The sequence below is a fragment of the Synechococcus sp. 65AY6A5 genome (assembly GCF_002760415.1).
In the GTDB taxonomy this organism is placed as follows: domain Bacteria; phylum Cyanobacteriota; class Cyanobacteriia; order Thermostichales; family Thermostichaceae; genus Thermostichus.
The window spans coordinates 890,406-910,833 of sequence record NZ_AXUW01000001.1; the positions used below are offsets into that span (position 1 = coordinate 890,406).

The following is a 20,428-nucleotide window of genomic DNA, read 5'->3' on the forward strand; positions in this document are numbered from 1 at the left end:
CCGCTTCGGGAACGTAAGGGTATCGCTGCAGTTGTCCTGTCGCCAGGTAAAAGTACGTCTTGAGCTTGCCGATCCACCAGGGAATACCACTGAGTTCCAGCAGATACTGCCGCCAATTCTGGGGCTTGCCATCCTCTAGCTCCGGGTCCTTGCCGGGACCCCTACACACGGCCCAGCCGCCCTATAACCTGTTTGAGCGCCAGATCGAAGCAGATGTCCTGCCCTACTGTCGTGCCAACGGTATTGCCACGCTGATCTACAGCCCCCTCTGTCGAGGGCTGTTGGGGGGACGGCTGACGCCGCAAACCCAGTTTCCGCCTGGAGATCTGCGCGGCGGCATCGATCCCAAGTTTGGAGAGCCTCGCTACTCCCAGTACCTGCAAGCGGCAGAAGAGCTGAGCCGGCTGGCGCGGGAGCGCTACGGCAAAACCTTGCCCCAGTTGGCGGTGCGCTGGCTCTTGGATCAGCCGGGGGTGAGTGCAATCCTGTGGGGAGCGCGCAAGCGCCAGCAGTTGGAGGACCTAGCCGGCGTGTGGGGCTGGTCGCTGGAGGCGGAGGCAATGCAGGCCATCGACGCGATCCTGCAAAGGCATGTCCCCGAACCCATCCCCCCCAGCTTCATGGCCCCCCCTGCCCGTGCTGCCTAGAGCAAGGAGTGGGGGGTAAGGCTGTCCAATGGCGCTGCAAGGGGTGATCCTAAGCTGGAGCGGTGTGGTGGCCGACGACGAGGGGCTGCACCTCCACGCCATCAACCAAGTGCTGCTGGAGGAGAACCTGCGTCCCTGGGATCTGGGATCCCGGGAGCAAAAGGAGCTCTACCGGCTGCACTATCTGGGCCGACCGGATTGGGAGCGCCTGCCGGCGCTTTGGCAAGCCCAGGGACGGGTGCTCAGCCCCAAGCAACGAGAAGAGTTGTTGCGCCGCAAGGCCCTTTACTATCAACAGGCTCTGCAGGAGCAGAAGGGATCCCTTCTTGTCCCCGGTTTGGCAGAGGCCCTAGAGAAGCTGGAGCGGCTGCAGCTCAAGGTGGGCCTAGTGAGCGGCCACGCCGCTGCTGAGGTGGAGGCTTTTTTGGAGCGCTTCCCCTGTCCAGCTCTGGCGCGGCTGACTCATGACTTTCGCTACCGCGTAACCGGCGAGGCAGGGGATCCCGCCCTATCACCGGGGCAGTTGCACCGTCTGCTTTTAGAGCGGATGGGGCTTTCCCCTCAGGAGTGCTTGAGTTTTGAAGCCACCTACGCCGGCATTCAAGCAGCTCGCTCGCAAGGGATCCCGGTCTTGGCCCTAGCCACCTTCTTCCCGCTGCACATGTTGCAGCGGCGGGCCAACTGGGCGGTGGATGGTTACCCCCAAGTGGAATGGGAGCGCCTCCAAACTTGGTTTGCCACTGGCCAAGACCGTCCTGCCGACCCTCCTGGCAAACCCTTAGCCAAAGGGCAGGGTTCTCCCTAGGGCAGGATCAGCATGCCGTCCCCAAAGGAGTAGAACCGATAACCCTCCCGGATGGCCTCTTGGTAGAGATCCAGCAAACGCTCTCGCCCGATCAAGGCTGCCACCAGCATCATCAGGCTGGAGCGGGGCAGATGAAAGTTGGTGATCAGCCCCTGCACCACCCGCCAGGAGTAGCCGGGGTAGATAAAGAGGTCGCTTTTTCCCTGCCAGGGTTGCAGGGTGCCGCAGAGGGCTGCCGTTTCCAGTGCCCGCACCACCGTTGTCCCCACGGCAATCACCCGCCTTCCCTGGGCCTGGGTTTCGCGAATAGTGGCCACCGTTTCCGCTGGCACCTTGAGCCACTCGCTGTGCAAGCGGTGGTCGGTTACTCGCTCCGCCTCCACCGGGCGGAAGGTGCCCAGGCCGATGTTGAGGGTGATGTAGGCAGTTTGGATCCCCTTTTGGGCCAGCCGCTCCAAGAGCTGGGGGGTAAAATGCAGCCCGGCGGTGGAGGCGGCCACCGAGCCCGGGTGTCTGGCCCAGACCGTTTGATAGTCTTCAGGTCGGACTCCCGCGCTTGTCGGATCAAGGGCGTGGGCAGCTTTCAGATAGGGAGGGAGCGGGATCCGCCCCACCCGCCCCAGGATCTGCTCAAAGGTATCCGCCCCTTCCCAGGTCAACTGCACCACCCGGCCACCCGTCTCCGCGTCCACGGCCAGCACTGTGGCCCCCAGTTCAGCCGGGGATCCCTGGCGATCCCAAAACCGGATTTGATCCCCCACCTTGACCCGTTTGCCTGGCCTAACCAAGACCCGCCAGATTTGCTCCTGCTTGGAGGTGTTGGCCGGGATGGGCTCCAGCAGCAAAACCTCCACCCGTGCCCCGGAAGCGTCCTTTCCCGGCAAAACCTTAGCCCCCCATAGCCGGGCTGGGATTACCTTGGTGTCGTTGAGAACCAGCAGATCCCCGGCCTGCAGGTAGTCGGGGAGGTCGCAGAAGCGGCGGTGCTCGTGCCTATCTGGGTACACCACCAGCATTCGCGCCTGATCCCGTGGCTCCACAGGGGCTTGCGCGATCCGCTCAGGGGGCAGGGAGTAGTCGTAGCTAGCCGTTAGGAGATCCGGGTTGAGCTCTCCAACGCTCCCTGGAAGAAGCTTGCCGGGTTCGGCTTGGCCAGCAGAAGCAGCCAGTAGGAAAGAATGGCTCATGGACAAACACAGCAGCACGCCTCCAGCATAGCCGACGGATGCCGGTTGCCAGAGGCTTTGTCCGGGAGGGATTGGGGGGAGGGTGTGCCACCTAGACCTTGGCCACCACCACCCGCTGGGGTTGATCCTGGTACTTGCCCTGGCGGTCGGCGTAGGTGGTCTGGCAGGGATCCCCTTCCAAGAAGAGGAGCTGCACCACCCCTTCATTGGCATACACGCGGCAGTCGGCGCTGGAAGCGTTGGAGAACTCCAAGGTGAGATAGCCCCGCCACCCCGCCTCGGCTGGGGTGAGGTTGGCGATCAGCCCTACCCGCGCGTAGGAGGACTTGCCAATGCAGATGACGGTGATGTTATCCGGGACTTGCAGCCGTTCTAGGGAGACGCCCAGGCCGTAGGAGTGGGCGGGGATGATGAAGTAGTCCCCCATCTCGTCGTGGTGCAGCTCCACAGGTTCCAGGTTTTTGGGGTTAAACCGCTTGGGATCCACCACCGTGCCGGGCACGTGGCGGAAGATCTTGAACTCCACCGGTGACAGGCGAATGTCGTAGCCGTAGGACGAGAGCCCGTAGCTCAAGACGGGCCGCATCTGGCCGTTCCACTCCACGCGGCGCACCAGCTCAGGACAAAACGGCTCGATCATCCCCCGTTGCGCTTGCTCGTAGATCCAGCGGTCGTTTTTTAACATGGCTGCAACAGGCTGCCCGACAGGCCAGAGAGTTTGGAGAAGAGAGCGCAGTCGCTGCTGGCAAGGCTACGAGCTGCTGACCCGCTAGGGATCCATTCTCGGCGGGGGGCCGCCCTCTGGGGAAGGAGGAACGAGGACTGGATCCCGCCGTGGACGTAGCTGGGTGATCAGATCGGCGCGCTCCAGGAGAGAATCCGGCATCTCCGGCCCGGTGATCACCATGTCCATCCAGACTGGGCGCTGATCGATCAAATCCAGCACCTGCGCCTCCGGGATCAGGCCCAGCTTGATGGCCAGGCCCAACTCGTCTAGCACCACCAAGCCATAACGGCCACTCCTGACCGCCTCCTGAGTAAATTGCCACAGCTCGTCCAGAGCCACCCGCTCCTCCGGCTCCAGGTGAGGCGTATCGATGCAGCGGTGCAGACGACAGCGGGCCCACTCCAGCGAGCTGCCCAGCAAAAGACGATTTTCCGGCCCCTGGTTGATCCCGCCCTTGAGAAATTGCACGATCAACACCCGCGTCCCCTGGCCGGCCAAGCGCAGTGCCTGAGCCATCACAGGAGTGAACATGCCCCGGCTGGGATGGGTGTAGAGCTGCAGGGATCCCTGGGGGATCAGCTGGGCAGAAAAGGCTCCGTCCCGCTGGAAAAAGCGGTCGCCGGCAGCAGGGTTGGCCTGGGCTGCAGGCTGTTTGATGCGGGCAACAGGAACGGCATCCTTGGGGGAGGGCATAGGATTGGGTGAGGCAGTGCGAACCACGGTTTTATCTCGTGAGGGGGCTAGGGGACAAGGCCCTTGGTCTGGGCGGCTTTGCCGAGGAACAAAAGCCCTATCCGTCACCGTTGCGGAGACGCGAAGGAGAGCCACAAGCAACTACCGCCTGCCAAGGCAAACGGCAACTGATGGGACGCAAGGCTTACAAGTGGTGGAAAACATTGACTACGGATTCCATGAAACACCACCTGTGCCTATTCGTCAACGAGTCAGTTCTGTTTCCCGTCGACACACAAACCGCCCCGAATACGGTGTTAGAAAGTATAATCCTTGCCCATCCTAGCTTTTTGCCAGGCGGAGGCGATGGGCGAGAAGAAAAGCTTTTGGATGAGATCTTAATAAAACTTCCGCCGAGGTGTAAAAGCTTAAGCGTCTAGCCATCTTGCTTAATCACGAAAATGTGCCCCAAAAAGATGCAAGCAAAAGATCACTTTTTCTAGATAAGATTAACTCTCAATACATGAGAAGGCCAATGACGGCGGCTTGCTCAACTCAATAGAACTCAATAGAAAAGAGACTTGAGGCGTCCCAGGAGCCTTGCTCGGCATAGACTATAGACTAATCCGCTTGATTGGAAGTCGAAGAACTTGTGTGCATTCCAAAGTAGTTCATTTGAGAAAGGTTGCGACCACAGAGCCAGAAGGTCTACTTTCTTAGGTCGATAAACGCAGATTGTTTACTGCCGTCATAAAGATGGTCTTTTGATAAGGTCTATCAGGATCGGCGGTTAATTGGAAAATAATGTAAAACTTATTGCAAGACCAATTTTTTGTACAGTTGGTTGTTTGATAGTTTTTCTGTTGAATTAAACTTCAGTATTTCTATATAGATTGCGTCGCTGTTTCCTGATCAAATGAATAGGAATTTCTATTGGGTTTTTGCCAACTTTATGAGGGTTCTGTAGGCAAGCAGGATCGCTGCAGACAAGGAACGGATCCGTAGCGGCTCCCGTCAGGGTTGCCGGAAAAAGCTGGGGTTGGATCCCATTTGAAGCCGGTCACTCCGCGCTCCAGATCCTTGGGTACCGATGTTGCCGGGATCCTATGGCGCAAGGGGGGCAAGGCTCTTTCTTCTCTGAGAAGCCTCCTTTAGTCTCAGAAAAGTAAGTAGAACCTTGGGGCTCTGCCTCAAGGGGCTGTCTAGGGGTGGCTTGACAACGCCTCTACGAGTTCGTTTGTGGACTGCGCCTTCAGGCAGAGGGAGTGTCAAGCTGATTAAAAAGTAGCCAGAAAGCAGATGGGGATCCGACGCTCGAGCCGTACATCAAAAGAACCGTATCCTGCTGCCGGAAGAGTTGTCTTGGTTTGCCGCTAGCGACTTAGGTTGGAGAAAAAACCCAAGCCATTGTGAACCCGGGGTAGGCGCCGCCGAGATCTCGTTGTATTGGGATCAGTCTCGCCGTCGGCTAGTCCGATCTCTGGCTCCAGATTGACGGCTTCTTCCCCCAGCACCAGTGTGGAAGAGCGGCCTCCATCTAGGTTCAAAGCGTGGCGACAGCCCAACTGCCGCAACAACTGCGCCATCTCCAACAGGGTGAGCCCTTGGTTTTCCTGGGCATTGCCGGCGGCCACCAGGAGCAGATCCCTGTTGTCCGGTTGCCCCTGCCGCAGACAGATGGCGCTGCGGGCAGCCTGTTGCCGGCGGAAGAGAGGCTGAAACCCCTCCAATTCGGCATCCAGGACCACCTGGCCGTCCAAGAGCAAGAGCGGCCCTGCCCCCAGAATGTGGGGGTAGGCTTCCAGCTCCAGCGGATCCACCGTCCAGTCCAGCCGGAGGCGATCTCCTGGGATCAGCTTGCCGGCTTCTAGAGCGCCCTCTAGCCCTCGTGCTGCCAGTATGTAGCCTTTGGGAGGGATCGGCACCGTCACTTTGCCGGCCACGCCTGCCGACAGGATCTGCTGCAGCCGGTCTTCTTGCACAATGAGGAGAACTTCGTCGTCCGTCTGGGTGGTGTAGGTGGATCCCCAATCAGGGGTGTACTGGGCGATCCCGGGCAGGATGTAGCCGCTGTTGATGCCGACCAAGGGGATCCGATCCCCCAAGTCGTTGCGCAGCTCTATTTGCATCCGCAGGCGGGCAAAGCGCACCGGCTCCAAGCCAGGGGGAGAATTGGCGGCGTCAAACCAGGCAATCGCCCCTCGGCCCAAGATGGGGCTGGAGATCCAGCGGCCTTCCAGGCGAATGGCCCCCAGCGGCTGGCGGGTATTGCGGTTAAAGAAGCCGCCGTTGATAGCAGCCACCGCTCCCCGTTCGCGGCTAAAAGCGGGCAGCTCCCCCAGGCCCACTAGACTGGCAGGGTCGGCCCAAATGGGGCGCAACTGGCCGGCGGCTAGGGAAACTGCCACGACGGAAACCAGGATCCGTCGATCCTCCAGCCAAACCATCCTTTGGTACAAAGGGATCCCCTCTACTACCCGCACAGGCTGCCCGTTGAGGAGCGTCTGGGCAGGGACAGGTAGGTTGCTGAGCAAGAGGAGAGCTGCCCCCGCCCAGGCCACAGCTTTGGACCAAGAGACCCACCTTGCCGGCACCACCCAAGGCGCCAAGTTGGGAAACTGCATCTGGCAGGAAGAGGGCAAGTTTTTGGCTTTGAGCAAGCTTGGCAGCTCCTATCCGCCGGCGGCAAAAGTGGCCATCAAAATCAAAGACAGCAGAATGCCCGGAAAAAGCAGCAGCACCAAGGTCAAAAACTCAGAAAGGGTCATGGGCTGAAGACGAGAAGAAGAGGCAGAGGCTACAGCTCCTAACCTAGCGATTCCGGCATCCCTTCCCATCCTCCCTTTGGGATCCCTTAACAGTTCTGAGGCTTTTCCCACCCCCTTCTGCCAGCGATATCCTGGCAAAGGGGAAGTCATCTTCGAGAGCTCTGATGGGCATCCAAGGCAGACGCATAGCCGTCGAACCCGACCACCTCCGACCCTGGTTAAAAGAGGCAGTCCTGGCGGGGGGTGGCGAACTGGTGCCGCTGGCGGAAGCGGAGGCTCTGGTGTGGGCCGATGCCTTTGACGTGCCCAAGCTCAAGCAGTGTCTTGCCGAAGGAAAGGGGATCCGCTGGGTGCAGTTGCCCTGGGCGGGCGTGGAGCCTTTTGCCCAGGCAGGGATCCTGGATCCCGCCTATGTGTGGACCTGCGGCAAGGGGGTCTATGCCCAAGCGGTGGCCGAGCATGCCCTGGCCCTCACCTTGGCCGGCCTGCGGGATCTCAAGCACCGCGCTCTGGCCCAGACTTGGCAGCCGGGATCCGGCACCAGCCTCTGGGGCAGCCGCGTGGTCATCTTCGGGGCGGGGGGCATTGCCCAGGCCCTGATCCGCTTGTTGCAGCCCTTCCAGTGTTCCGTTGAGGTGGTGCGGCGCAGGGCGGATCCCTTGCCGGGAGCCAGCCGGGTGGTGACGTTGGCGGAGCGGCAGGCAGTGCTGGCAGGAGCGGATGTGGTGATCCTGGCCTTGGCCCTCACCCCCGAGACAGAGGGGATCATCGCCTGGCCAGAGCTGGAGCAGATGGGATCCGGCTGTTGGTTGGTCAATGTGGCGCGCGGCAAACATATCGTCACCCCTGACCTGGTGGCCGCCTTGCAGGAGGGGATCATCCGGGGTGCCGCCCTGGATGTTACGGATCCAGAACCGCTGCCCGATGGACATCCCCTCTGGCGCTTGCCCAATTGCCTAATTACCCCCCACACGGCCATCACCGACGCCATGATTGTCCCTGCCCTCTCCGAGCGGGTGCGGGAAAATGTGAGCCGCTTTCGGCTGGGAGAACCCTTGCTGGGGGTGGTGGATCCGGTTCTAGGTTACTGAGCCCTCACCCTCTCCCGAGGGAAGCAGGGATCTAGGACTCGATGGGAATAGGATCCTGGGGAGGAGCCATCTCCTGGACGCGGGCGGCGATGGCCTCGGCCATCTCCTGGGTGCCCACAGGCTCCCCTTGCGCCAGGTCATAGGTGACGTATTTGCCTTCGGCAATGACCGACTGCACTGCCGCTTCTACCCTCGCGGCGGCTTCCCGCTCGCCCAGGTAGCGCAACATCATGGCCCCGGAGAGGATGAGGGCAGAGGGGTTGACCTTATTTTGGCCGGCATACTTGGGCGCTGAGCCGTGGATAGCCTCAAAAACCGCAATGCCATCGCCGATGTTGGCCCCTGGCGCCACCCCCAGCCCGCCGATCATCCCGGCGCACAGGTCGGAGATAATATCCCCATAAAGATTGGTGAGCACCAGCACATCGTAGAGCTGGGGCTTTTGCATCAGTTGCAGGCACATGTTGTCGACAATGAGATCTTCAAACTCGATGTCGGGGTACTCCTGGGCCACCTCCCGTGCCACCTGCAAAAACAGGCCGTCGGTAAACTTCATGATGTTGGCTTTGTGAACGGCCGTTACCTTTTTGCGGCCATTCTGGCGGGCGTATTCGAAGGCAAACTTGACAATGCGACGGCTGCCAAACTCCGAAATGGGTTTGATGCCAATGGCAGATCCCTCGCGGATGAACTTGCCAGAAAGACGCATCATCTCTTCGCGAGCGTGGGCTGCTTCGGGGGTGCCTCGCTCGAACTCGATCCCGGCGTAGAGATCCTCGGTGTTTTCCCGCACCACCACCAGGTCAATGTCTTGAAAGGGGCTTTTGATGCCGGGGAGGGACTTGGCCGGGCGCAGGTTGGCGTAGAGATCCAGCTCTTTGCGGATGGCTACATTGACTGAGCGAAAGCCCGTGCCTACAGGGGTGCCGATGGGCCCTTTGATGGCCACTCTGGTTTCCCGGATGGACTCCAACACCTGCGGTGGCAAAGGCGTGCCGTATTTCTCAATCACCTCTACCCCTGCTTCTACTCGGATCCACTCCAAGTCCACCCCGGTGGCCTCCAGGACTGTGGTCATTGCCCTGGTTACTTCCGGGCCAATGCCATCGCCGGGGATCAACGTTACACGATAGGCCACAAATCCTTCTCCTCCCAGGATTGACGCTGGCAGCTTGACGGGATCCCGCCTAGCGCCGGCCTTTGAGCCCGTGGGGGATCCCTGAGCTTAAACGAAGCTTAAACGACTATAAAACAGGTTGGGGCCATCCAACGCCAAGCTGCGGCAAAACTGCCGCCCCTAGAGGATCCGCAGCGGATCCACATCGAGGCTGACGCGAATCCCCTGGGGAATATGTCCAAGGGCGCGGCGCAGGTGGGTATCGATCTGGGCGCGATCCCAGGGCTGATCGGGAAGCTGTTTGAGGAGGATCTGCCAGCGGTAGCGGCCGGCAACCCGCTCCACTCGGGCCGGTCCTGGCCCCAACACCTCCGCCGGGATCCCTTGCAGGCCCTCAGCTAGGCGGCTGCAGTAGCGCTCTAACGCCTCCAGGCGGCTGCTGCTCAGGCGAATTAAAATCAACGCCCGGTAGGGAGGGTAGCCCCCCTCTTGGCGTTGGCGCAGCTCGGCCTGGACAAAGCCCTCGTAGTTGTGGGCCAGCACCGCTTGCAAGATGGGGTGCTCTGGCAAATAGGTCTGGATAATGGCCTGGCCTGGCAAGGATCCGCGGCCTGCCCGGCCCGCCACCTGGGTCAGCAGTTGAAAGGTGCGCTCGCCAGCGCGGTAGTCAGGCTGGTGCAGCAGCCCGTCGGCGGCTACCACCCCCACCAGCGTCACCTGGGGGATGTCCAGCCCTTTGGTGAGCATCTGGGTGCCCACCAGCACCTGGGCCTTGCCGCTGCGAAACTGCTCCAGCAAATCCCGGTGGGATCCCTTACGGCGGGTGGCGTCGCTGTCGTAGCGCAAAATCGCCACCTGCGGCCAGTGCTGCTGCAGCACCTCCACCACCTTCTGGGTGCCGGTGCCGAAGTGCTTGAGGTAGGGCGAGCCGCAGGCAGGACAGTGCTGGGGGTGGGGTTGGCGGGCGCCGCAGTAGTGGCAGCGCAGCTCCTGCCCGCCCTCCAGGTGAAAGGTAAGGGAGACGTCGCAGTGGGCGCAGGTGAGGACAAAGCCGCAACTGCGGCACAAGACAAAGGTACTGTGCCCCCGCCGGGGGACAAAGAGGATGGCCTGTTCCCCCCTCTTCAAAGTCTCGTGCAAAGCTTGATGCAGGCGGCGGCTGAGAATGCTGCGGTTGCCCGCCTGCAGCTCCTGGCGCATGTCCACCAGCTCCAGCCGGGGCAGGGTGGCCGGGATCCCCGCCTGGGGGATGCGCTGCGGCAAAGGGAGACGAACCCAGCGCTGCGGATCCTGCAGGTGGACCGCATAGGTTTCCACTGCCGGTGTGGCGCTGCCCAGAACTAGGGGACAGTTGGCTAGCTCAGCCCGCCACTCCGCCACCTGACGGGCGTGGTAGCAGGGCTGGGGCTGATCCTGCTTGAAGCTGTCGTCGTGCTCCTCGTCCAGAACGATGAGGCCCAGGTTGGCCAAGGGGGCAAACACCGCCGAGCGGGTGCCGATCACCACCTGGGGGACAGCAACCAACATCTGCCGCCAGAGGTCGTAGCGCTCGCCGGCTGAGAGGCCGCTGTGGTAGGTCCACACGCGGGATCCCAGCCGCGCCCGAAAGCGATCCGTCAGTTGCGGGGTAAGGCCGATCTCCGGCACCAGCACCAAGGCTGACCGCCCCTGCTGCAGCACCTGGGCAATGACTTGCAGGTACACCTCTGTCTTGCCGGAGCCGGTGACCCCATGCAGCAGAAAGCGTTGGTTTCGCCCCAGGGCTTGCTGGATGGCCGCCACTGCCTCGGCCTGGGCTGGCGTCAGAGGCTTGGGCAAATCTTTCTCCACAGGCCGCTCGGCCTCTCCCAGCCGCAGCAAGGGTCGCTCGTAGAGGTGCACCCGGCCTTTGCGGGCTAGGCTCTGCAGCACTGACCGGCTCACCCCCGCCAGGCGCTCCCACTCGACCAGCAGCAGCTCCCCCCCCTTTTGCTTGAGGATCTGCAGCGCTTTCTGCTGGGGCAAGCTCAGCCCCTCCAGCGAGTCCTCCACCAAGGTGGCCGCCTGTTGGGTTTTCACCCTGCCCCCCTGCTGCTCCTGCCAGAAGCTTTCCACCCAACCCCGCCGCTGCAGCTCCCGCAGAGCGACCTCGGCGCCAGGCACCTGCTGCTGGAGGTAACGCCAAGACAGCTCCCCTCCCTTCTCCCGCAGCAGCCGCAGCAAAGCCTGGGCAGCCGGCGAACATTCCCCTGGCGGGGATCCAACCAGGCGGATCCGCCGCTGGGAGCGGCTCAGCAAGCCCGGCGGCAAAACGGTGCGCACCACCTGGGCTAGGGGGGTGAGGTAGTAGTTGGCTACCCGCTGCAGCAGAGGCCAGAAATCCTTGGGCAGGATCCCTTTGGCCACCACCGCTTCAATCTCTCGCACCGACTGGGGATCTACTCCTGTCGGCAACTCCGAGCGCCAGCCCAGAGCCACCGCCCCCGCCACCTGTTGGCCAAAGGGAACGCTGAGGAGATCGCCCGCTTCTGGCTCCCATCCCTCTGGCACGCGGTAGGTGAAGCAGCCCCCCAAGTGGGGATGATCCACCCACACCTCCAGCCAGCGGGGAGGAGCAGGCTGCGCCACCGGATCCCTCACGGTCGGGGCAAGAACCGCGGCAGATCCACTGCCCGCTTATCAGGGCGAGCCAGCAAAGGCCGGGACTGTTCGCGTAAGCGGGACGGAGTCCATAGGGCAGACTTGGGCTTGGCGGCCTGGAGCGAAGCGAGAGACTCAGACCGTGTTGGCGTGTCGGCAGCATTGGGAGCCGCTGCACCAGCGCGAGGCGGGATGTCTATTCCCTTGCGCTCCAAAGCCGTCTTCAGGCTGAGCAGGTGCATCTGCTGCTGCTCGTACTTCTCTCTCAGGGAGCGGTTTTCTTCGGCGAGGGCGGCGCGTTCCGCCTGCAGGGCCCTCACCTGCCCCTCCAAGGCCTCTGTTTGCTCCTGCAGATGGGTGACGGCGATCTGGGCAGAGCGCAATTGCGATTGCCAGGTGGGTTGGTCGGCAAGCTGGGCCAGAGCTGCTTGGAGCCGCTGCTCCAGATCGCCGAGGCGCTGCTGGGCCTGGGCGTACCGTTCCTCCAGACGGCGGTGCTCCTGCTGCCAATGGGCAATTTCCGCCTGCGCTTGGGCGAGGGCAGCTTGCAGCGCTTCGACCTGGGCTTGCCACTGCTGTTGCTGCTCCCGGGAGTCCTGACGCCATTGCTCTTGCTGAGCTTGCAAAGCGGCCAGTTGCGCCTGGGCATCGGCCAGCGCCGCTTCCAATTCCTGCCGTTGTTCCTGCCAGCGCTGCTCCGCTTCCGCCTCTGTCTCGGCATAGCCCGCCAGACGCGCCTCGAGATGTTCCCGCTGTTCTTGCCAGGCTGCCCGTTGGTCGTTGTACAGAGCCCGCAGGCTGTTCAGCTCCGCCTGAGTTTCTGCAATTTGGGTGCGGGCCAACGAAAGCTCTGCCTTGAAACGCTGCAACATCTCCACCCGTTTTTCCGCCAGGTCTTGAGCTTCCACCAGAGAAGCCTGTAGCTCCTGCTGACGGTGTTCCCACTGACGGCGCTCCTGAGCATGGGCCAGCCGTAGCTGCTCGATCTGCTCCTGTAGGGCTTCGATATCTTGGCGCTGCCGCTCGTTGAGGCGTTGCCGCGCCGCCAGCTGAGCTTCCTGCTCCGAGAGCTGAACTTTTTGCTCTGCCAAAGTCTGTTGCAACTGGCGCAGGGCATGTTCCCGCTCCTGCAGCGCCTTTTCTTGCTCGGCCACCTTCTGGCGCAGGGCTCGGCATTCGGCTTCCCAAGCAGCGTCTGCAGGCGTTTGGGCTTTCAATTGCAAGAGCTCTATCTGCTGTTGCTGCTTGCGAGACTGCAGTTCCCTCTCGGCCAGTTGACTGTGCAGCGCCTCTACTTCAGCTTGTAGCTTTTCCTGAAGGGCACGCCGCTCCTGCAGCTCCGCTTCGGCTTCGAGTAGCCGAGCCTCCAACTGCTGCCGCTGCCTCAGGGCCGAATGCCGCTCTGGATTGGGATCCGATTCCGTTCGCGTAAGCGGGACGGAGTCCTTGGCCGACTGGCCGGCTTGAGCTTCGGGAAAGGTGGGATCCGAGTCGCCTGAGGAGGGAGCACGCATAGGTTAAAGCGAAGATGAAGAAGGGGAGGTACAGGATAAAGTTCCCTGCAGTATAGAGAAGTTTTCCGGTGGGTTCAAGCCAGGGGAGGGATCTTGTAAGGTTTCTTTCCGATTCCGAGGCCTGTTGGCCGCCCTTCTTGTCTTGGGGGCTCCTCATCAGGGAGTTGAGCTGGCAGCGGAACCTCTGTTTGGCCGTTTTTTCGCCAGAAGACGTCTCCCTTCCCCCCAGAGGTCAGCTGCGGCCTGGGGTTGCCTTGAGAGCTTGCTACGATTGCCCCCCTTGCTTCACCCGCAGTACACACTATCGCTGCCCGGGATCCCTCCAGCCTGCCACCACCAATAGTTTGCACCATTTTTTATTTAGTTGCACCCTATAATTCGGCGGCGTTTTAGAGCATCTTTGTCCAATGGCAGGGGCCCTTCGCCCAGGGATCGGCGCAGATCTGCAAGGGATTGAGGCAGCGTCAGCCAGAAGCCGCAGGAGCCCCGCTCCGTACCCCCTTCCCCCCGTATACGGGGAAAGGGGGGCGACCATGGCCGGGTTGCCTCACGGCGGCTCAGATACCTCCCGCAAGGCGGGGATCCCATGGCCGAAGCCGTCTCCTCCGGTCGGAGGGAAGGAGTGACCATTTGCTGGGCCTCGGATGCTATCAGGCCAATGGAGCTTAGCGGACTCGAACCGCTGACCCCTTCAATGCCATTGAAGTGCTCTACCAACTGAGCTAAAGCCCCAAGATGCAGCCTTCCGGCAAGAGCCTGGGCAATTGATTTATGCCCGCTCCAGACTACAATTTTAGCCTGTAGAAGCTGCTTTGGCGGTGAAAAGTACGGGAATCTATCCTAAATAGACGGGAGATCCTTGTCAAGAGTTGGGTTGGAGCGTCCACTTGCAAAAGTGGAGATTGGATCCACCTGGCTCCTGCCCTCTGTTGCAGGAGCTTGCCGGGTGATAGAACGGAGTCAGCGACATTGGGGGGCTTGTGACACAGGGATCTCAGCTTAACCGCCTTTTGGCCGCTTCCTTGCTGGTGGTCTGCCTGATTGCGGCTGTTATTGGCGGCACACGACCTGCCGCAGAGTCGGTTCGGGGTGGCGTCGGGCTAGAGGCCCCTCGAGGGGCGAATCGCATTGAGGTGGTTACCATCGAGGGAACGATAGGAGGGCCACGGGGCTCGACTTTGGTAGGTTTGCCCACCTCTCCCTTAGATCAGTTGCGGGAAGCTGTCGAGGATCGCGCCGTCAAGGCTGTATTGCTGCGCATCAACAGCCCGGGCGGGGCTGTGGGATCCAGCCAGGAGCTCTACCGCGCCGTCACGGCTCTGCGGGAAGCCGGCAAGCCGGTGATTGCCGTCATGGAAGACGTTGCCGCCAGCGGCGGCTACTATGTAGCCAGTGCTGCCGACAAGATCTACGCCAACCCGGGCACCCTGACCGGCAGCATAGGGGTGATCATCAGCGGCCTCAACTTTGGCAAACTGCTCGACAACTACGGCATAGAGCCGCAGACCTTCAAAACCGGCGAGTACAAAGACATTCTTTCCCCTTTCCGGGCTGCCACCCCCCAAGAGCAACGTCTGCTGCAAGAGTTGGTGGAGGATACCCTCGACCAGTTCGTTCGCGATGTGGCCCGCGGACGCCAGCGCTTGCCGGACAAAGGGGCAGAAAAGGTGCTGGATGCGGAGATGATCGCCCGACGGCAAAGCTTGGATGAGGCGCGGGTGCGCCAGTTGGCCGATGGGCGCATCTTCACCGGGGCGCAGGCTGTGGAGTTGGGCCTGGTAGATGCCCTGGGAGGATATGCCGAAGCCGTGGAAGATCTGCGGCGCATGACCGGGGATCCCTCTTTGTCGCCAGCAACGGCGAGAGATCCCTTCCAACGCGCCCTGCAGCGACTATTGAGCCAAGGACTGCCTCCGCAAGGGCAAAATCTCTGGCCCGCTCGACTGTTGGGGAGCCACGAGGTGGCCGGGATCCCGGAAGTGCCGCTGCTGTGGATGGCGCCCGGGTGGACTTTGCGCTAAACCTGACAGTGATCATAGGCTTGGTGTGAGGGGTGAAGCTGTGGATCACACGCCGGACGACGCTTCTGCGCTGGCGACGGCAGGGCATAGCCCCCTGGCCACGGCGTCCGCCTCGTGGACCCAGAGCCAGGGATCCCAGGGAGCGGATCCCGTCGGCGAGACGGGGTTCTGGCCGGATTTCAACCCAGAGCTGGAGCTGCTGACCAGCCGGGCATGGGTGGAAATTGACGCAGCCCAATTGCGAGAAAATCTGCGTCTGTTGCAGGCGCGCCTGTCGCCAGACACTGAGATCTGGGCAGTGGTCAAGGCCAATGCCTACGGCCATGGAGCTCGCTTGGTGGCTCCCATAGCCCTCGCTGCCGGTGCCAAGGGGTTGTGTGTGGCCACCCTGGCAGAAGGGATCGAGCTGCGGCAGGCCGGCCTCCAGGCCCCGATTTTGGTGTTGGGGGCTTTGAATACCTGGGCCGAGCTGCAGCAGGCCATGGCTGCGCGGCTGGAGGTCAGCCTCACCCGGGCCGAGCAGATCCCCGTGATGCGCCAGGTGGCCCGTTGGGCCGGGCGGCCTGTTCCTGTCCACGTCAACGTCGATACGGGCATGACCCGCCTGGGGATTCCCTGGCAAGAGGCCGCCGCCGTGTGGGGGCAGATCTGCCGGATCCCCGAGCTGGAAGGCTGTAGCCTGTTTTCCCACTTCGCAACGGCAGATGAGCCCGATTCTCCGGTGATGGCCCAGCAAGAGGCCCGCTTCGCCCAGGTGGTGGAGCAGATCCGCCAGGCCGGGGATCCCCTGCCCCCCCTGCATCTGGATAACTCCGCCGGCGCCCTAACCCATCTCCACTATCCCCGCGTGCGGTTGGGGCTGGCCCTCTACGGCTTGTCTCCTGCCCCGCACCTGCAGGTGCCGGGGTTGCGGCCGATCCTGCGCCTCAAAGCGCGGTTGACCCACATCCAAACCGTACCCGCCCACACCGGCGTCAGCTATGGCCATCGCTACGTCACTTCTCGCCCCAGTCGCATTGCCACACTGGCCATCGGCTATGCCGACGGGATCCCACGGCGGCTTTCCGGCTGGCTGCGGGGGTGGGTGCGCGGCAGCCTGATCCAGCAGGTGGGCACGATCACGATGGATCAGTGCATGTGGGATGTCACCGAGAGGCCGGATATTCAGGTGGGTGATGTGGTGGAGCTGCTGGGCCCCCATCTGGCGAGTGCGGGTTTCTCAATCCAGGATTGGGCGGATCAGTTGGGCACCATTTCCTATGAACTGCTGTGCGGACTTTCTGCCCGCCTGCCGAGAGTGCTGGTCAACGTGCTCGGGGAAGCTAGCTGACGTTGACGCTATGGCACGTTTTTGTTGGGCGGTTTATGGTAGCAGCAAATGCAGGCGAGGTTTTAAGCGTGGGTTCGGATCCCTACCTCCCCCCTCAATTCTGGTAGAGGGGCTAGCAAGTGAGAACTGACTCCCGCCAGCAGAGGAGTTGGGGTGAAATTGTAGCTGGCCGCGTCGGCGCCTGGGGGTTTGCGGTCACTTCTCTTCCTGTTGAGCTAGAAACCGCAGGAGCCCCCTATATCCCCCCGCCCCCCTGCCCCCCGTATACAGGGGGTTGGGGGGCGGTCGGAGTCGGGTAGTTTACGTAGGGTAGCTTTTCCTGACTTGTCAAGTAGTGAAGGATATAGCAGCCTCAGAAGTAAGCCGAGAACCGTCCTGTTTTTGGGAAAATGAGGACTGGCGGCGGGATCAGTGACATCGGGAGGCAGCCATGGAGGCACGCAAACCTCTGAAGAGGTTGGAAAATCAGATGGAGCGGGCTGTTCTGGAGATGGTGAACGAGCTGCTGCTCCTGGAAAGCCAGCAGCGCTACTGCTCCTGTGAGAGATTCTGTCACGATGCCGCCGCCTTGGCCCTCAACAACCTCCAGCCCCGCTACACCACCAGTTTTGAAGGCTCCATATACACCCTGGAAGCCATCCAAGCAGATCAAGAGTTGCAGAGCCTGATTCGGCGGGAGGTGGGGAAGGCTATGGAGATAGTGGCGGCAAATCCCCGTTGCCCAGAGCCTGATTGCCCGCTGCAGCGCAACGTCGAGGCAGTAGAGTTAGAGCTGGCTCCTAGCGACACTCGCAAACAAAACTAAAGAATGGCTTTAATCGTCTCCTCTGCGCCGGTAGCCTTCCTCGGCCCTGTTGGAACCTACACGGAGTTGGCCGCTCTGCTCGCCTGTCCCGAGCAGCCCCATCTCCATAGCCAGGGGTCCCATCCTCTGGTGCCCTACCCCACCATTAGCGCCTGCTTGGCAGCCGTGGCTGCGGGCGAGCAAGAATGGGCGGTGGTGCCGGTGGAGAACTCCGTTGAGGGCGGGGTCTCGATGACCTTGGATGCCCTCTGGCAACTGGAGGGGCTGAGCATTCGCCAGGCGCTGATCCTGCCCATCCGCCATGCCCTCATCGGCTGCGCCTCCCGGCTGGAGCAGATCGAGCAGGTCTATTCCCATCCGCAAGCCTTGGCCCAATGTCAGGCTTGGCTGGGATCCCATCTGCCCCGGGCGACCTTGATTCCAACCCGCTCCACCACCGAAGAATTGGAGCGGCTGCGAGCACAGCCCAACGCTGCCGTCATTGCTTCAGAGCGGGCCGCTGAGCTCTACCAACTGCCGGTTTTGGCCTGTCCCATCAACGACCACCCGGATAACTGCACCCGCTTTTGGGTGGTGGGCCGTCGCCGTTCCTCGCCAGGGGGATCCCATACTTCCTTGGCCTTCAGCCTGCCCCACAATGTGCCAGGGGCGCTGCTAAAGCCGCTGCAAGTCTTTGCAGAGCGGGGCCTCAATATGTCGCGCATTGAGTCGCGCCCCACCAAGAAATCGGCGGGGACCTATGTCTTTTTTGTCGATCTGGAGAATCCGGTCGGCCAACCCTATCTGGATGCAGAGGTAATCGCTGCCCTGGAAGCGATCGCAGAAACCCTGAAGCTTTTCGGCAGCTACCCCGTCCACGACCTCAGCAAGCCGAGCGAGCGTCGTCCTTGCAACTCAGAATAGGACAGGCCGGCCAGGCCCGACTTGCTATCTGCGGGGATCCCGAAGCCTTTCCCTCCCCTCCTAGACCCAGATACGCTAAAAGAATAGGGGAGGGTGAGGCGTCGAAGTTGGGAATTGCTACTGGTTGTCCAGGGCTTGGTAGTCCTGCCAGGCTTGCCAAAAAACGTAGAGGGAAAGCCCGGCGAGAAAGGTTCGAAAAAGCAGGCCGACGATCTCATCCGGCAGCTTGGGCAGGGTGCGGGTGCTGATCTGGACGCCGACCAACCCACCTGCACCCAGGATCAGGCCCGGGATCCAGAGCACATTCTGGCGGATGGTGCCATCTCCAAAGCCGAGCGCGTTCGCCATCCAGTTGCCCAGGCCCGCATGGCTGAGGGTAGCAGCAGTTGCCGTGAGAACAATTGCCCCCAAGCTGGTTTGGATGGCCACCTTGAGGGTTTCTCGCAACAGCAGGATCTGCAGGGGCACCAGGATGACGCCACCGCCGATGCCGAAAAGCCCCGCCAACAAGCCGGCAGCGCCACCGGTGAGGGTGCGGGCCAGCCACCGCGGCATCTGCCCCTCGGCAGCAGGGCGGTCGCGGAGTTCTCCAGCGTCGTCCGTCCCCCCGGCAGCAACCCCTGGCCTCTCCAACGCTTGGGCGTGGGCGACCACGGTTTTGCGCAGCTCCACCAGGTAAATGTTCGCCAGCAACAGCACCCCAAAGGCCGCTAGTAGCAGATAGCCGGGCAGGCGACTGGCGAGGATCGCCCCAACCTGCGCCGTAAACAGAGCCGGGATCCCCAGCAAAATTACCCGTTTGGGATCCAGCATCCCCATGCGCCAGTTTTGGATGCTGCCGGCCAAGGAGGTGAGGAGAATGGAAAAGTTGCTGGTGGCCACCGCCTGCAGCGGCGGGATCCCCAAGCTCACCTGCAAGGGCACCAAGATCGTCCCGCCGCCAATGCCCAAAAAACCGGCCAGGATCCCTGCCGCCAGGCCGCCGATTGCTAAGGCCAACCCCTCTTCTACCACGATTGCCCGACCTTGCCTCTCCACAAAGCCTCTGCCCTCCTCGCCCTCCCCACCCATGACCGGCTGGCAGAAGATACCACCTGCCCCCGCCTGGAGGCCGGCGGCAAAGCTAAGACAAAAAGCTGCGGCAGGGTTTGGCCTCCCTCCAGGCGCATCCATCTAAGGCGATCCGCTCCACCTCGGAAGCCAACTTCAAGGCCTTCAGGGCCTGCTCCCCGCCCACCGACGGCTGGCTGCCCCCCCGCACACAGTTGATAAAGTGCTCCAGCTCGGCGTGGAGCTTGTCAATGGGTTCGATGTGAACCTTCTCGATGAGGCAGTCCCGCTGGTAGGACACCTGGCCGTAGTCGCTGCTGCTGGATCCCTGGCGATAGATGGAGATCTCGTTGTGCAAAAAATCGGCTTCCACCAGGGCATTTTTGCAGTGGACGGCAATTTTGCGCACCTTGCGATGGGTAACCTTGCTGGCCGTGAGGGTGGCGATGGCACCGTTGGCAAAGGTGAGGGTGGCAGTGACGTAGTCCAGGTAGCCCAGCTTGGAGGCGCGGTTGCCGCTGGCGGTAATTTGGGTTACTGGGGAGGGGATCAGCTCCAGCAACAGGTCGATGTCGTGGATCATCAGGTCGAACACCACCGACACGTCGCTGGCCCGGTCAGAGTAAGGGCTGAGGCGGTGGGCCTCGAAGGCCAGCGGCTCTTCGCTTTGCAAAACTTGGCCCAGCTTTTGAAAAACGGGGCTGAAACGCTCGATGTGCCCCACCTGCAAAATGCAATTGCAATCGGCAGCGCGGTTCACCAGGGATTCTGCCTCAGCGATGCTGGCGGCAATGGGCTTTTCGATCAGCACATGGACCCCCGCCTCCAGGCAGGCGATGCCCACCTCGTGGTGCAAAACCGTCGGCACGGCGATGGCTACTGCCGCTACGTGGGGCAGCAGGTCGCGGTAATCCTCGTAGAAGTGAACGCGGTGGCGGCTGGCCACATCCAAACCCCGCTCCACATTGATATCGGCTACCCCTACGACCTGCACATCCTTCATCAAGCTGAAGACGCGGGCGTGGTGCTGGCCCATGTTGCCGACTCCAATGACGCCCACAGGCACCGGCTGCCCGGGGTAACGGCGGGGAGAGTTGGCAGGACGCGGGCAGGATCGAGCCATAGGTTTCCACTACCTCCACCACAAGCGCTTGACAAACCGCACCCCGCCT

At 61.9% G+C, this 20,428-nt stretch carries 16 protein-coding genes and 1 tRNA gene; 7 read left to right on the plus strand and 10 right to left on the minus strand.

Annotation, left to right across the window (positions count from 1 at the left end):
• The first annotated feature begins 149 nt into the window (after positions 1-149).
• Together SYN65AY6A5_RS04170 and SYN65AY6A5_RS04175 are read left to right on the plus strand one after the other, a co-directional pair.
• On the plus strand, positions 150-647 hold the full coding sequence (locus SYN65AY6A5_RS04170; protein ID WP_240530461.1) for an aldo/keto reductase: 498 nt from the start codon (positions 150-152) through the stop codon (positions 645-647).
• Between the two features lie 28 nt (positions 648-675).
• Positions 676-1,452, plus strand: a complete 777-nt coding sequence (locus tag SYN65AY6A5_RS04175; protein ID WP_011430321.1) for an HAD family phosphatase — start codon at positions 676-678, stop codon at positions 1,450-1,452.
• Here the strand turns inward: SYN65AY6A5_RS04175 and queA are convergent.
• The 4 genes from queA to SYN65AY6A5_RS04195 form a co-directional block, all read right to left on the minus strand.
• Entirely contained in the window at positions 1,449-2,639 is a 1,191-nt protein-coding gene (queA, locus tag SYN65AY6A5_RS04180) for a tRNA preQ1(34) S-adenosylmethionine ribosyltransferase-isomerase QueA (protein WP_099883952.1), read from the minus strand. The genes SYN65AY6A5_RS04175 and queA overlap by 4 nt on opposite strands.
• A 91-nt stretch (positions 2,640-2,730) precedes the next feature.
• A complete protein-coding gene (gene dcd, locus SYN65AY6A5_RS04185) occupies positions 2,731-3,324 on the minus strand; it encodes a dCTP deaminase (RefSeq protein WP_011430319.1) in 594 nt (197 codons plus the stop codon).
• An 84-nt stretch (positions 3,325-3,408) separates the two neighbouring features.
• The gene (locus SYN65AY6A5_RS04190) at positions 3,409-4,086 is read right to left on the minus strand and encodes a cob(I)yrinic acid a,c-diamide adenosyltransferase (protein WP_240527661.1); all 678 of its coding nucleotides are present in this window, start codon (positions 4,084-4,086) and stop codon (positions 3,409-3,411) included.
• A 1,325-nt stretch (positions 4,087-5,411) separates the two neighbouring features.
• Positions 5,412-6,698 carry a phosphodiester glycosidase family protein gene (locus tag SYN65AY6A5_RS04195; RefSeq protein ID WP_240527662.1) on the minus strand — a complete coding sequence of 429 codons (1,287 nt, stop codon included), beginning with the start codon at positions 6,696-6,698 and terminating at the stop codon, positions 5,412-5,414.
• A gap of 272 nt (positions 6,699-6,970) precedes the next feature.
• Between SYN65AY6A5_RS04195 and SYN65AY6A5_RS04200 the strand changes: the two genes are divergently transcribed.
• Positions 6,971-7,897: a D-isomer specific 2-hydroxyacid dehydrogenase family protein gene (locus tag SYN65AY6A5_RS04200; protein WP_011430313.1), complete on the plus strand. Its 927-nt coding sequence runs from the start codon at positions 6,971-6,973 to the stop codon at positions 7,895-7,897.
• 31 nt (positions 7,898-7,928) lie between these two features.
• Here SYN65AY6A5_RS04200 and SYN65AY6A5_RS04205 read toward each other — a convergent pair whose 3' ends face one another.
• The 4 genes from SYN65AY6A5_RS04205 to SYN65AY6A5_RS04220 form a co-directional block, all read right to left on the minus strand.
• Positions 7,929-9,035 carry an isocitrate/isopropylmalate dehydrogenase family protein gene (locus SYN65AY6A5_RS04205; protein WP_099812112.1) on the minus strand — a complete coding sequence of 369 codons (1,107 nt, stop codon included), beginning with the start codon at positions 9,033-9,035 and terminating at the stop codon, positions 7,929-7,931.
• A gap of 159 nt (positions 9,036-9,194) precedes the next feature.
• Positions 9,195-11,621, minus strand: a complete 2,427-nt coding sequence (priA, locus tag SYN65AY6A5_RS04210) for a primosomal protein N' (RefSeq protein ID WP_228375198.1) — start codon at positions 11,619-11,621, stop codon at positions 9,195-9,197.
• A gap of 8 nt (positions 11,622-11,629) precedes the next feature.
• On the minus strand, positions 11,630-13,147 hold the full coding sequence (locus SYN65AY6A5_RS04215; protein WP_011430310.1) for a hypothetical protein: 1,518 nt from the start codon (positions 13,145-13,147) through the stop codon (positions 11,630-11,632).
• Between the two features lie 659 nt (positions 13,148-13,806).
• A tRNA-Ala gene (locus SYN65AY6A5_RS04220) sits at positions 13,807-13,879 on the minus strand.
• Positions 13,880-14,127: 248 nt separating this feature from the next.
• Here SYN65AY6A5_RS04220 and sppA point away from each other — a divergent pair.
• The 4 genes from sppA to pheA all read left to right on the plus strand — a co-directional run bounded on the left by sppA (position 14,128) and on the right by pheA (position 18,206).
• Positions 14,128-15,168, plus strand: coding sequence for a signal peptide peptidase SppA (gene sppA, locus SYN65AY6A5_RS04225; protein WP_011430309.1), 1,041 nt, complete (start codon positions 14,128-14,130; stop codon positions 15,166-15,168).
• A gap of 25 nt (positions 15,169-15,193) precedes the next feature.
• The gene (alr, locus tag SYN65AY6A5_RS04230; protein ID WP_240527663.1) at positions 15,194-16,498 is read left to right on the plus strand and encodes an alanine racemase; all 1,305 of its coding nucleotides are present in this window, start codon (positions 15,194-15,196) and stop codon (positions 16,496-16,498) included.
• Positions 16,499-16,928: 430 nt separating this feature from the next.
• The gene (locus tag SYN65AY6A5_RS04235; RefSeq protein ID WP_041438331.1) at positions 16,929-17,303 is read left to right on the plus strand and encodes a late competence development ComFB family protein; all 375 of its coding nucleotides are present in this window, start codon (positions 16,929-16,931) and stop codon (positions 17,301-17,303) included.
• 3 nt (positions 17,304-17,306) lie between these two features.
• Positions 17,307-18,206: a prephenate dehydratase gene (gene pheA, locus SYN65AY6A5_RS04240; protein WP_011430306.1), complete on the plus strand. Its 900-nt coding sequence runs from the start codon at positions 17,307-17,309 to the stop codon at positions 18,204-18,206.
• 117 nt (positions 18,207-18,323) lie between these two features.
• On the opposite strand, the gene SYN65AY6A5_RS04245 is transcribed toward pheA, so the two are convergent.
• Both SYN65AY6A5_RS04245 and SYN65AY6A5_RS04250 read right to left on the minus strand, forming a co-directional pair.
• Positions 18,324-19,379, minus strand: coding sequence for a sulfite exporter TauE/SafE family protein (locus SYN65AY6A5_RS04245; protein WP_240527664.1), 1,056 nt, complete (start codon positions 19,377-19,379; stop codon positions 18,324-18,326).
• A complete protein-coding gene (locus SYN65AY6A5_RS04250) occupies positions 19,330-20,379 on the minus strand; it encodes a Gfo/Idh/MocA family oxidoreductase (protein WP_011430304.1) in 1,050 nt (349 codons plus the stop codon). Before SYN65AY6A5_RS04250 ends, SYN65AY6A5_RS04245 begins: the two co-directional genes overlap by 50 nt.
• Between the last annotated feature and the right edge of the window lie 49 nt (positions 20,380-20,428).

Bases quoted from the DNA above. Each gene is read 5' to 3' on its own strand.
- pheA (WP_011430306.1), top strand. From the start codon at position 17,307: ATGGCTTTAATCGTCTCCTCTGCGCCGGTAGCCTTCCTCGGCCCTGTT.
- SYN65AY6A5_RS04245 (WP_240527664.1), bottom strand. From the start codon at position 19,379: ATGGATGCGCCTGGAGGGAGGCCAAACCCTGCCGCAGCTTTTTGTCTT.
- dcd (WP_011430319.1), bottom strand. From the start codon at position 3,324: ATGTTAAAAAACGACCGCTGGATCTACGAGCAAGCGCAACGGGGGATG.
- queA (WP_099883952.1), bottom strand. From the start codon at position 2,639: ATGAGCCATTCTTTCCTACTGGCTGCTTCTGCTGGCCAAGCCGAACCC.
- SYN65AY6A5_RS04200 (WP_011430313.1), top strand. From the start codon at position 6,971: ATGGGCATCCAAGGCAGACGCATAGCCGTCGAACCCGACCACCTCCGA.
- SYN65AY6A5_RS04175 (WP_011430321.1), top strand. From the start codon at position 676: ATGGCGCTGCAAGGGGTGATCCTAAGCTGGAGCGGTGTGGTGGCCGAC.
- SYN65AY6A5_RS04250 (WP_011430304.1), bottom strand. From the start codon at position 20,379: ATGGCTCGATCCTGCCCGCGTCCTGCCAACTCTCCCCGCCGTTACCCC.
- SYN65AY6A5_RS04215 (WP_011430310.1), bottom strand. From the start codon at position 13,147: ATGCGTGCTCCCTCCTCAGGCGACTCGGATCCCACCTTTCCCGAAGCT.
- SYN65AY6A5_RS04235 (WP_041438331.1), top strand. From the start codon at position 16,929: ATGGAGGCACGCAAACCTCTGAAGAGGTTGGAAAATCAGATGGAGCGG.